The sequence below is a fragment of the Clostridiales bacterium genome, from assembly GCA_017961515.1.
In the GTDB taxonomy this organism is placed as follows: Bacteria; Bacillota; Clostridia; order Acetivibrionales; family RGIG10202; genus RGIG10202.
This window is the reverse complement of sequence record JAGCXC010000013.1, coordinates 13602-27100: the sequence shown is the minus strand read 5'-3', so window position 1 is coordinate 27100 and position 13499 is coordinate 13602. Positions and strand designations below refer to the sequence as shown.

The 13499-nt window shown below is 31.0% G+C and carries 10 protein-coding genes; 4 read left to right on the top strand and 6 right to left on the bottom strand.

What is annotated here, in order from left to right; all coding sequences use genetic code 11:
* Window positions 1-239 precede the first annotated feature (239 nt).
* The 3 genes from J6Y29_00560 (at window position 240) to J6Y29_00550 (ending at window position 3942) form a co-directional block, all read left to right on the top strand.
* Entirely contained in the window at window positions 240-2384 is a 2145-nt protein-coding gene (locus J6Y29_00560) for an ankyrin repeat domain-containing protein (protein ID MBP5426384.1), read from the top strand.
* 319 nt (window positions 2385-2703) lie between these two features.
* Complete coding sequence (locus J6Y29_00555; GenBank protein MBP5426383.1) at window positions 2704-3411, top strand: N-acetylmuramoyl-L-alanine amidase; 708 nt, start codon at window positions 2704-2706, stop codon at window positions 3409-3411.
* Window positions 3412-3741: 330 nt separating this feature from the next.
* Window positions 3742-3942, top strand: coding sequence for a hypothetical protein (locus J6Y29_00550; GenBank protein ID MBP5426382.1), 201 nt, complete (start codon window positions 3742-3744; stop codon window positions 3940-3942).
* Between the two features lie 70 nt (window positions 3943-4012).
* Here J6Y29_00550 and J6Y29_00545 read toward each other — a convergent pair whose 3' ends face one another.
* Both J6Y29_00545 and J6Y29_00540 read right to left on the bottom strand, forming a co-directional pair.
* On the bottom strand, window positions 4013-4675 hold the full coding sequence (locus tag J6Y29_00545) for a CvpA family protein (protein MBP5426381.1): 663 nt from the start codon (window positions 4673-4675) through the stop codon (window positions 4013-4015).
* Window positions 4676-4689: 14 nt separating this feature from the next.
* Window positions 4690-5865: a hypothetical protein gene (locus J6Y29_00540; GenBank protein ID MBP5426380.1), complete on the bottom strand. Its 1176-nt coding sequence runs from the start codon at window positions 5863-5865 to the stop codon at window positions 4690-4692.
* A gap of 167 nt (window positions 5866-6032) precedes the next feature.
* On the opposite strand from J6Y29_00540, the gene J6Y29_00535 reads away from it, so the two are divergent.
* Entirely contained in the window at window positions 6033-6830 is a 798-nt protein-coding gene (locus tag J6Y29_00535; protein MBP5426379.1) for a hypothetical protein, read from the top strand.
* An 80-nt stretch (window positions 6831-6910) separates the two neighbouring features.
* Here J6Y29_00535 and J6Y29_00530 read toward each other — a convergent pair whose 3' ends face one another.
* The 4 genes from J6Y29_00530 to J6Y29_00515 form a co-directional block, all read right to left on the bottom strand.
* Window positions 6911-9751: an ankyrin repeat domain-containing protein gene (locus J6Y29_00530; GenBank protein ID MBP5426378.1), complete on the bottom strand. Its 2841-nt coding sequence runs from the start codon at window positions 9749-9751 to the stop codon at window positions 6911-6913.
* Window positions 9752-10028: 277 nt separating this feature from the next.
* Window positions 10029-10358 (bottom strand): ankyrin repeat domain-containing protein, encoded by a 330-nt coding sequence (locus J6Y29_00525; GenBank protein ID MBP5426377.1) that lies wholly within the window; start codon window positions 10356-10358, stop codon window positions 10029-10031.
* Window positions 10359-10423: 65 nt separating this feature from the next.
* A complete protein-coding gene (gene pyk / locus J6Y29_00520; GenBank protein ID MBP5426376.1) occupies window positions 10424-11806 on the bottom strand; it encodes a pyruvate kinase in 1383 nt (460 codons plus the stop codon).
* A 36-nt stretch (window positions 11807-11842) separates the two neighbouring features.
* Entirely contained in the window at window positions 11843-13426 is a 1584-nt protein-coding gene (locus tag J6Y29_00515; GenBank protein MBP5426375.1) for a DEAD/DEAH box helicase, read from the bottom strand.
* Window positions 13427-13499 lie beyond the last annotated feature (73 nt).

Sequence of the window (13499 nt, the reverse complement as noted above, 5' to 3'; positions counted from 1 at the left end):
ATTTCGACATAATAACTCTTAATATTTTATAATATTATCACATTTATTGTTCTTTATTGGCAATATTCCCAGACATATTGTTATTTATTGGTAATTTATGTTGACTTTATTTGGAAAATATGCTAATATATATTTTGAATGTAATATTTGGTTTTTTTATAAGATATTTTGTTATATGAATGAATATTCATTGTATCTTATATCTACAATTTTTATGTATGTAAGGGGTTTTGTGTAATATGAGTATATTAAATTTTTTTAAGAGAAATAATAACAAAAATTCTAATTTTAGTGCAAAAGATGTGGAAAATTTATTCATCAAGGCAATAGAAGAAAATTACGTTGATGAAGCCATATATCTTGTCAAAAATTATAATGCACCTATTGATATCACTTATCATAATATGCCGCTACTTACAGCTTGTATAAAAAATCACAAGTTCAATTTAGCTAAATTTTTGATAAAATCTGGTGCAAATACAGATGATGTACTTACTCCTACCTTTTGTAGGAAAGTAATAGAAAATGAAGATGTACTATTACTTGATTTTCTGATTGATGAATTGCATATAGACATAAATAAGCTAAATGACTTAGGTCATCCACCTTTAATAACAGCAATTATTAATAATAAGAATAAAATTATACACCAGCTATTAAAAAGAAACACACTGGATCTAAATAAAGAAACTATATCTGGATATACTGCATTGGAATTTGCATTAATAAACAACAACTATTCTTTGTGCAAGACTTTGTTATCTAGGGGGGCAAAAATTACGAACAATTGCAGTGATCTGTTAAACTTCGTAATAAAAAATAAAGATTTAAAATTTATAAAATGTATTGCTGAATCTGACAATAATCAATCTTTTCTACTTGATTATTGGTACTCCCTTCTTGAAGAAGCTATTATAAAAAATGATTTGTGGCTAGTAAAATATTTCGTTTCTAATGGTGCTAATGTCAACACTTCATATAAAATGGGAGACACTCCCGTTATCTTAGCTATAAAAACCGGGAATATTGAACTTGTAAAATATCTAGTTTCATCTGGAGCAAACATAAATAGCCAAAACAATTATAGCAAATCTCCTTTAATATTTGCTATAGAAAGCCAAAATCTTAGCTTTATAAAAGAATTAATTGATATGGGCGCTGACGTTAATACATCGTACAATAACGGAACTACGCCATTGATGTTAGCCACTACAAAAAAAGACTTAGCTCTTGTAAAATATTTTATAAAAATGGGTTCAAATATCAATGCAAAAAATGATACCGGTACGTGTGCATTATCCATAGCTATCGAGCAACAAGACATGCCTATCATAAATTATTTATTATCTTGTAATATAAATACTGATATCTATCATAATTCTACACTATTACATATAGCAATAAAAAAGAAAAATTTAGCTCTTACAAACTGTTTTGTAAAGTATTTTATAAAAGAAGAACTTAGTATAAACAAAGTAGACAAAAATGGAAATACGCCTTTACTTCTTGCGTGCAAATTAAAGGATTCTGCTTCTAAAGAAGACTCTGCTATCATGAAAAAAATTATAGATACTTTGATTGGCAATAATGCTAAAGTTAATATAGAAAACTCTTTTGGCGAAACACCTCTAACAACTGCTATAGAATCCAAGGACTTGGATCTTGTAGTTAAGCTTATTCGTGCTGGTGCAATAATTAATCCTAATAAACCAAAATTAAAATTACCTTTAATATGTGCATTCAAAACTAAAAATACAGACATTATAAAGACTTTAATAAATAACAAAGCTAAAATCAATATAGAAACCTCTACTGGCGAATCACCTCTAACTGCTGCAATAGAATCTGAGGATTTCGATCTTGTAGTTGAACTTATTAGCGCTGGTGCAATAGTTAACCCTGAAAACTCAAAGTCAAAATCACCTTTGATGTGTGCATTCAAAACTAAAAATATAGATATTATACGTTGTCTAATTGACAATGATGCATTCCTAAACAAAGAATACATTATTGACAACGAACGAACTACTCCTTTGATAGAAGCTGTAAAAATAGGAAATTTTAATCTTGTGGAAGAACTCATTAACAAGGGTGCAAAAGTTAACTTTTTAACTAAAGATAAAAAATCTCCACTCGGTGCTGCAAAGAAATACAAGCAATCTGACATCAAACATTATTTAATATCAAAGGGAGCTAAATGCTTCTTTTGGGAAAGATTAATTAGTGCAATAGTTATGATAAAAATTAATTTTAAAAATAAATTTTTCAGAATAAAGAAAAAAAATTTACGACGTTCAAAAAGAAAATACAACATTAACACCAAGGATAACATTGAATTAAAAAATCTTTCTCACAAAAAATGTCTGGCACTTTCTAAAACTTAAAATATCAATCAGAATTTTTAAGACAACATCAATGGGTATCTTAAGACTTTAAATACTATTTATAAAAGATTTTACATGTAATTTACGATACTTAATTACCTTTAACTTTATATAAGGGCTTTTAAAAAACTCTAGTTGAACAAAAAAGTCACTGTGACTATAGAAATCACGGTGACTTTTTTAAATTTATGAACTCAAACAATAGTATCTTCTTGATGATATGAAACCCCCTCTAACTTCTAACCGATTAAAAAAGTTCTACTTAATCTTGATTGTGAATATATTATAGATAGACATTTTTCATAAATAAGGATTTTTTATGGTTATATTAATAAATAGAAAAAAATTTGCCTTGGTGTCATTGATTTTTCTTGTGGCACTTATAACTTGCGGGATTAATCTACTTGATACAACTTACGAGACAGCTACTGTCCCTAAGCGCACAACTGTAATACTAGATGCTGGCCATGGAGGTGAAGACCCTGGCGCTGTCAGTGAATACAGTGGAATCAGAGAAAAAGATATTAATTTATCCATTGTAAACAAAATAAAAGATCTATTAGTAAAAGATGATATATCTGTTGTGCTAACTCGCTCGGAAGACAAACTAGTTTATACACCTGACACAACAAATATTGTATCCAAAAGACGCCAAGACCTAATTCGTAGAAAAAAAATGATGGATGAAAACAACGGTATAAATGTTAGCATACATCTTAACAAATTTACAAAACCTCAATATTTTGGCGCGCAGACATTCTTTGCCTCAAACTCTGATGAAAGTAAAAACTTGGCTATGTCAATTCAAAATAAACTTCGCGAAATTGTAGACAAAAACAACACACGTGAAGCACTTTTAAAAAAGGAACCTATTATCATATTAAAAAATGTTAAAAATCCTACTGTTATAGTAGAATGTGGTTTCTTATCCAATGAAGATGAAGAAAAAAAATTAGCCTCCCCTGAATATCAAGACAAACTAGCCTTAGCCATAAGTGAGGGCATAAAATCCTACTTATCAAAATAATTCCCCCTTATGCCAATCAAGATTTTTAAGATCAATCTCAAATACTAAGTTCATGCAAATACCTCAAAATACACTCTCACATCTTGTGCAGATTTATTAATAATCTTAAGTCGGAGCCTTAACTCCCACTTAAGATTATTTTATCTAAAATTCAACTGATCCTCTCACTTCTATAAATAAGTAGTCAATTACTAAAAAATATAGTATTAACAATTTAGGGATAATATACTAAACTAATATTAGTCGAAAAATAGGAACTTACAGTAAACAAAATTAATAAATAAATATAAACAAAGGAGGACATTAAAATTAGATGATGATTTTAGAGACATGTTGGGCGCAGAAAAGAAACCAGACCCAGAGCCAAAGAAGGAAACAGAGGTGACAGTAAAAGAGGATGTAGAAAGAGCATGTGCAAAAAAAGAAGAAAGAGAAACAAGAGCTTTCGAAGAATATATCAGAGGATATGTCCTAAACAAAAGAGACACAGACCCAGTAAATGCTTATCATTTAATAGAATCAACGTGCTAAACACAAATAAAAAAGTCAAAGTAAAATACGGCAACCTATCCTATCATCTGTAGGAATAAGGGTATAAATTTTACATAAACAATAATAATAAATTGTTATAATAAAGATGTTTTGCTATAAGCGAACATTCTATATTTGACAATATTACCTCACTATTTATTAGTGCAGCTATACTCATCACTATATACGCTGCCAAAAATCCTTCTACCGAACCAAACAGTAGCCCTGCAACTTTGTTCAACTGTTTTAACAAAGGTAAATAAAATATTTTATCTAAAATATTTCTCATTATTAAAAACACTAACCTTGTCACCAAAAATATTGCAACTACGCAAAATATATATAACATCGCCGTACCTAATTTAGATGCTATTACTTCAATTATTTGGGATTTATCCATTGAATTAACGTCATAAGGCAAATCAGTTATCACCGATTCTTTTATTGTATTAGGAATATGCATACTGTCTAAAATTTCTCCTGCTAAATCATCATCTGATGCGATACTCGCTCCACTTAACATTCTTGTTATCTTACTACTTATCCTAGCTGTAAATTCACTAAAAAACGCTCTGTTTGCTATTATATGTGCAAGTGGCTTGTAAAACTTTATCGCCAATACTAAAGATGCAATCTTGGAAAAAATTCTAAAAACAGCTTTAATAAATCCTTTTCTGTATCCTGACACAATTGAAATTAAAACAATACCTACAACTAAAACATCACTTATCATACAAAACCCCTCCATCAATTCTTAACAACTAATCCATTCCTCGTAACCAACACCAATGTGTCCTTATCAATAAAATCTATTTTATCAACCTCAATTTTTGAGGAAATCTTTCGCTGATATTTACCCTTTGCATTGTACAACAAAACCTCTCTTCCCAAATTTATTGCTATGGCATTATCAAACGAAGATATGTTTTTTACTACTCCATCGACATTAATTGTACTTTTTACCTTGCCCTTTGTGTTAAAAACACTCACCTTAGTTTTGGTATCATCTGCAATACCTACCACTATGTACTTGCCATTGCAAATATCCACACCATATATCTTTGTATCAAACTTCTTTCTCCATTCCTCACTATGACTCGCATTATAATACACAATCTCCTCATTTGTCAACGCAACTACATTCTCATCTTTTACAAACTTGGCATCAGCAAAAATCATATCCTCATGTGACACCATAGTTCCCACATTCTTACCCATTATATCTGTGAACTCAAATACTGAATTTAACTTTGTTCCTGTTGTATCTAAACAATTTATTATAAGGTCCCTGTCGTTTTTGGCAAGCTTAGCAAAAACAACATAGTTTTTGGCTTTACCTTTTACAAAACATTCTTTTCCTTCGGGATTATATACACTAACTTCTGATAATACATTTTCACCTTTTCTAACCACTGTAACATATCCATTTTTATTTACGTCAATATTTATAATACTTCCACCTACATCAATCTCCCTCTTCTTTTTACTCCCCTCAAATAAAATAACTTTATTACCTCCTGCCTCTGCAACAACAAAATAATTACCATTGCTACTAACTCGCAACATCTCATAATCCACATTAGTACTACTTTGAAGCTTACCGTTTCTATCATATATATCTATCGATTTCCTTGTGCAATTAGCTATATTTTTATTATATACACGCACCTTGGGTTTATTGGGTAAATCAAATTCCATCTCAAAATAAATTTTTTCTTCTTTTTCAAAAATATGCATCACATATTTTTCTAAAAACTTGCACTTTTCTAAAACATCTATATCTCGTGTTCGTATGTAAGATAATACAGATAAGCCAACTATACTAACTAGTAATATAGTAAAAATCATTGCATTTATTATTTTATTCCTTTTCTCTTTTCTTTTTCTCTTTCTTAGCTCCCTTATATCTATATTTTCACCCATGTTTATCTCCCAACCTTTTAGTAGTATAATTGAATTTTACCACGTATATATATACTTCGTCAAATATATCCATATTGTCTTAAAAAAAAAATATACTACAAATTGTTGACTTTTATACATGTATGCTTTATTATATTTTTATTAGTTATAGAAGGGAGGTATTTTTTATGAAAGATTTTTTTAGAAAAATTTTGCTTGCTTTATTGATTTTCGTAAACAATACTATTTTTTGCATAAATGAGTTTGTTTGTAAATCTAATTTCTTTGAGAAATTACATCCATCTGATTGGTCCTGGGTAAAGAATCTCATTAATAGTAAATTTACTAAAACTTGTGTTGAATTTTTTAAAACTTCTTGCAACACTATTTCAAATATTTTCGGATTCGGTCCAGTGTTTGAAATAAAAGTCCCAGAGCCTCGTAATGATAATTTATTTTCTCGTGTAGAAAATTTTGTTGGTAGAGTTGGTGACAGCTTTAGACAATTTGATAATGATACTAGAAAATGGAACTCATTAGTAGGTTTTATTGAAAAATCAAAGTTAGTATCTACTCAAACTATTTCTAATTTTATTGATGTTTGGTATAATGATATAAAATCAGAAAGATCTCTTGCTGAGAAAAACTTCGTCTTAGGCCAAATTGGTTTTAGTTCATCTAATCTTACTAATAATTTGGATTTGAAGACTTTGAAAAAACATCTCAATACAGTTCGTAGTTTAACTGAAACAACAGAACATGTACTAATTAATTTTGAGTCATTGAAAGAGAATACATCTGTTAGATTGTTATGTCTTTCAAAAGGATGTTGTGATCCAGAAATTGATGCAGAGTTAGCAAATATTAAGGAAAAGCATAAAGCAATGAAAAAAGACATAAGACAATACAACTATCTTATTGCTAAAGTAACTGATAGAAGCGGTGATTATGCCTCCTCTTCTAATTCTTTAGCACCAAGTATGTAAGTATTTTTTTATAAGTCTTTAACCCATAGAAAAAGTTGTGACCTAAAAAGTCACAACTTTTTTATTTTTAAAATGAATACTTATTTTGTAAATCCTGATTTATCATCTTTCCCTTTATTTTTATTTATATTTTTTATACGTTCTATTTCACTTGGTGCACTTGGAGTGAAATTAGGCCCTGCCATATCCTCACTTGGTGCACTTGGAGTAAAACCATACCCTACCATATCCTCGCTTGGTGCACTTGGAGTAAAACCATACCCTGCCATATCCTCACGCAATACTTCTTCATATGTAGGTAGCTTATAATAATCTTGTTTATAATGCATACTCACATATTTACTATGATCATGTTCTTCCCCATATTGATCACTTAAATCTTTGTATGTTGTATTTTCTGTCTTAAGAGATCTATATACCTGTTTAACTATCTTTTTTATTTTCATTAGTATTCTCATCAACCATGTCCTATCTTTCTTTTCCACCTCTTTTAATTGATATCCATTTTGTTCCTTTTTACAATCATATCTTAAATATGCTTTACCATCTTCTCCTCTCAATATTACTCTTAATTTAGACCCTTTTGGAAATACATCTATCTTTTTAATTTTTCTAGAAGCTACTTTTATTTTCACATCATTAATTTTTAATACTTCCTCTATAGCATCTAAAACTTTTTTCTCGTCTTGTCCTTTCATAAAACCAATTTTAAAATCTTTTTCTATCATATCTATATCTAAACCCTTTTCTACTAAGAACTTAACTACTTGTTCTTTTACTTCAGGAGTATTTTTTATAAAATCATTTATTTCCTTTATATTCTCATCTTTCCTTAAATCTAATATATCTCTATCTTGACCTAAGTTCTTTCCTTCAGAAATAGCATTAGCCATAAAAACTGCTTTTAATAATAAAACGTTATTCCTATCTAGTATATATCTTAAAGTTGTTTTGCCATCACCATCTTTAATGTTAAGCTTTGCTCCACTTAATATTATATGCTCAGCTATACTATCTTGTTTATTCTTTAAAGCCTTAATTAATGCTGTCCGTCCCTTTGTATCTACTGCATTTAAGCCTACACCTTCTTTTATCAACGTCTTTACTATCTCTATATGACCCCTTTCGGCCGCTTTCATTAATGCTGTTTCTCCCGATCTGTCATATTTTTCAAGTTTTGCTCCTTTTTTTATTAAGTCATTCACTACATGTGTATGCCCATTTCTAGCTGCTATCATTAATGCTGTTTCTCCTAAACCATCTACTTCTTCAAGTCTAGCTCCATTTTCTGCTAACACTTCAACTATACGTGCTCGCCCATAATTTGCTGCCATCATTAATGCCGTAGAACCTTCATCTTCTTTTTCGTTAACATCTACTCCTCTTTTTATAAGTTCTTTAACTATATCTATATTCCCACTTCCTGATGCCATCATTAGCGCTGTCAAGCCATAATTATCTCTGGCATTAATGTTTGCTCCTTTTTCCATTAACATTTTAGCTATCTCTGTAAATCCATGTTCTGCTGCCATTGTTAATGCTGTCCATCCATCTTCATTTGACATATTTATATTAATACCTTTACTTTCTAATAATGTCTTCACTACATTTGTACATTTTTTATCCACTGCCATCATTAGTGCTGTCTTCCCATTTATATCTTTTTCATTCAATTTTGCTCCTTTTTTTATTAATATATCACTTACCTCTGCATGATTATTTTTCGCTGCCATCATTAGTGCTGTACAATAATCTTTATCTATTAAATTAATATTGGCTCCTTTTTCTAATAACTTCACCACTACATCTTTATGCCCATTTCCAGCTGCCATCATTAACGCTGTCCATCCATCTTTATCTGGCATATTGATATTACTTTTATCTTTTTCTAATAACATATTTACTACCTCTATATATCCTTTGGATGCTGCCGCTATCAACGCAGTATCCCCATTTATATCTTTTTCATTTAATTTTGCTCCTTTTTCTAATAACATCTTTACTATATTCTTATACCCATTCCCAGCTGCCATTGTTAATGCAGTGCGTCCACTAATTCTATCTTTTTCATTAATAATATTATTAAGATTTTTATATTTTCCCAATAATACCTTCATTATGCCCGTATGCCCTGTCTCTGACACTATCATTAATGCTGTCTGTCCATCTTTATTTCTTACATTTAAACTTGCTCCCTTTTCTAATAACATATTCACCTTATCTATATTTCCTTCTTTTATCGCTGCTAATAATACTATATCTATTACTTCATTCATTTTATTTCGGTTTATGTAAATAAGCGGTGTCTCTCCGTTATTATTTTTTATATCTACGTTTCCACCCTTCTCTACCAGTGCTTTAGCTACTAAACTCATTTTATTTTTACACGCATATAACAACGGCGTATTACCAAGTTGATCTTTCGTATTAATAGCTACTCCTTTATCTATTATCTTTTTTGCTACTTCGTTCATTCCTCCTTTACATGCATATAACAATGGCGTATTATCGTAATTGTCTTTTGCCCCAACTTCTGCTCCTTTATCTATTAATTTTTGGGCCAATTCACTCATTTTTTTCTCGCATGCGCGCAATAATGGCGTATTACCAAAATCGTCTTTTGCATTAACCAATGCTCCTTTATCTATCAATTTTTGGGCCAATTCATTCATTTTTTTCTCGCATGCACACAACAATGCTGTTTCTCCCATATTATTTTTTAAGTTGATGTACGCTCCTTTTATTATAAACAATTCTGCAGATTCTTTCATTCCGTTCTTACAAGCATAAATCAAGGGAGTATTCCCATATTCGTCTTTTACATTAACATTTGTTCCTCTCGCTATTAAATCTCTAACCACAGCCCCATTCCCACTCTTAGTAGCTGCCAATAATGCCCTCTCTTTTTCTAAATTACTCATACTACATCACTCCAATCTATTATATTATCTTGTTGGGATAGCAAAACTTATTTAAGTTTAGGATTGGGAAACAGCTTAGACTAAATTGTAAGATTTATATGTGTTAATATACAAAGTCTATAACACTTAAAATAACTACTGTTAAGAACTTATATCTACTAAAATTCGTGAAAAAAATACCAATCCCAATGTCATCTATTGGTATCGGCAAAAAGCATTTATTTGTTTACTTAAAGTTCAAACTCTACAAAACAGGTCAACTGCTTATACAGTTGACCTATACACTATCGTACAACACATGTACATTACCATCAGCATAATCCGGTAACGATTGTTCCTTCTTCTTATTCCACTTATCAATAAACTTATTTAGGTTTACCCTAACATCAGCATTATGCATTACCATAAACTCCACCATATCAGATCTACCATTCGAACACGCTATCTGGAACAAAGATCTACCTTCATCATCTTTAACTTTCATATCAACACCTAACGTCATAAATAAACCTAGTAGCCTCTTATTGCCATTGCTACACGATAATATCAACAAGTTCCTGACATCCATACTTACTTTCTTAAATTTACCCTTAGAACGCAATCTCATTTTTTATACCTCCTAAGAAAACAAAGTATACTACATTGTCATTACTTTATTATATTATTGCAATATCAATCTACCTTCACTTTTAACTTTATCACATCTTTTTCTATAGTTACTAGAGCTTTATCAATAGGTCCCATATTACGTACAACCGCCATTGCTTTACTATATTCATCTTCATGGCTATCCACAAATACAGGAATTACCCCCCACATCAATATCAACTTTCTATACACTCTTTCATCTTTCGTTGTAACTACAATATCACAACCTGGCCTAAAACTATTCACTGCCTCTGTCATGTCTAACTTAGTTTCAACAAGCACAATAACTTTCGCGTCCACATCCTTTGCAAGAGTACATGCTGCATGTGCTATTGCACTAGTACCTAATATAACTTCATCACAATTTTTCTTTATATTATCAAATCTCTTCCAATAATTAATATCCATCTCTACATTTTCTGCTATACTACTCATAACAGCTACAGTCTGTGCTGGATATTTCCCTGCTGCTGACTCCCCTGATAACATTATAGCGGTTGCACTGTCGTACACAGCATTAGCTACATCACTAACCTCTGCTCTTGTTGGCCTTGGATTTCTTATCATCGAATCCAACATCTGTGTTGCAACAACAGCTATTTTTTGTGCTTCTCTACACTTCTTAATAATCATCTTCTGTGCAATAGGTACTTCATATACTGGGACTTCTACTCCCAAGTCTCCTCTTGCTACCATTATACCATCTGCAACTTCTAATATTTTATCTACATTATCCAAACCCTGTCTATTTTCTATCTTTGCTATTATCTTTATTGGAGAATTGTGCTCCTTTAATATATCCTTTATTGTCTTCACATCATCAGCTTTTCTTACAAACGATGCAGCTATAAAATCAAAATCGTTCTTTATTGCAAACAGTATATCATCTTTATCTTTATCTGTCAACGCAGGTAAATTTATTTCTACATTAGGTACATTTATACCTTTATTGTTACTTAATACTCCCCCGTTTAATACCTCACATTCTATATCTTTACCTGTTATATTCAATACTTTAAGTTCTACAAGTCCATCATTTACTAATATACTACACCCAGGTTTTACATCTTTATATAAATTTTTATAGCTTACTGATACCTTAGTTTCGTCTCCCTCAATGTCTTCATTGACTAACATAAACTTTCTTCCTTCAACTAAAGTAACTTCTTTTGGTCCAAATTTTCCTGTTCTTATCTCTGGTCCCTTGGTATCAAGAAGTAATGCCACAGCCTTACCAACATTCTTACTTGCCCTTCTTACTAAATCTACTCTACCCTTATGTTCTTCATGACTTCCGTGTGAAAAATTGAATCTAGCTACGTTTAATCCATTTTCTATTAATTTTTCTAGCACTCCTTCTCCTTCAACCGCTGGTCCTAATGTACAAATAATTTTTGTTTTTCTCATCTTGTCTCACTCCTAGTTTTTTGTCTATACTTATTTTTATTTTCTCTTCGCAGGCTCTACATTTATTTTATTGCCTCTTATCTCTCTATTCCTCATTATAAACACAAACTCTTGTGCATATTCTTCAGGAACCTCTACAAAACTAAAATTATCGTATACCCTTATGCTTCCTATAGCTTTATTGTCTATACCAACTTCCCTGCTAGCCGTAGATATAATATCCTTGGGGCCTATACCTTTTTCTTTTCCTATGTTGATGAAAAGCCTAACCATACCATCCCTTGCTCCAGTATTACTCAGATCTAAATCATCGAATAAATTGCTCGTGTTAGTCCCACCTCCATACATATTAATCAAAGCTTTTGCTATATCAATAGCTTTATAGTCTTGTTGTATTAACTGATCTACCACACTCTCATACTTGTTATCATTACCATCCTTTATAACTTCTTTTATATTATTTAAAAGCTTATTGGACTTCATATCTTCTATATCAAACATAGCCGGAATCTTATGTTGAATTATTTTCGCATTTGAATAAGATTCTATTTCTTTTATCTTACGTGAATCTTTGTATGTAGCAAAAGTAAACGATCTACCAGCTCTACCAGCTCTACCTGTCCTTCCTATTCTATGCACATAATACTCCAAGTCTTGTGGTATGTCATAGTTAAATACCACATCTACATTACTTACATCAATTCCTCTTGCTGCAACATCTGTGGCCACCAACACATCCATTTTACTATCTCTAAATCTTTGCATAACCACATCTCTTTGCACCTGACTCATATCTCCTTGTAATCCATCAACCAAATAACCTCTTAACCTTAAACTTAACACCACCTCTTCAACTTTTCTTTTTGTATTCACAAACACAAGCGATAATCGCGGATTGTACATGTCTAATAACCTAGCTAAAACTTCACATTTTTGCTCCTCTCTAGTCTCTACATAATATTGGTCTATTTTCTTTACTGTAAGCTCCTTTTTTACTGCCTTAACATATACTGGATCCTTCTGATACCTCTTTGTTATATTAAACATTGACCTTGGCATAGTTGCCGAGAACAATATTGTCTGCCTAATTTTGGGTATACGTCTTAGTATAAATTCTATCTCATCTCTAAAACCCATATCTAACATTTCATCAGCTTCATCCAACACCACAGTTTTTATACTGTCTAAACTTATAGTCCCACGAATTACATGATCTTTAAGTCTACCTGGTGTTCCAATTACAATCTGAGGATCATTTTTTAACTCTCGCAATTGTTTTTCTATTGGTTGACCTCCATACACAGCCAATATATTTACACCCTTTTTATACTTAGATAACTTTCTCAACTCTTCTGCTATCTGAATAGCCAACTCCCTAGTTGGGCTTAAAACTATAGACTGAACTTCTTTGTCAGTTTCTTTTATCATTTCTACAATAGGTATACCAAAAGCTGCTGTTTTTCCTGTCCCTGTCTGCGACTGTCCTATAACATCTTTCCCTTGCAATATCAAAGGAATTGTCTCTTGTTGTATAAAAGACGCCTTTTTAAAACCCATATCCTTTATTGCTTTTTTTAACTCTTCTGATATCTCAAAATTTTCAAATTCCAAACCTTCCATTTAATACTTCCTCTTCAATTATTTTTATATATTAACAACATCACCTAAGAATTATACCACATTCTAAAATAAT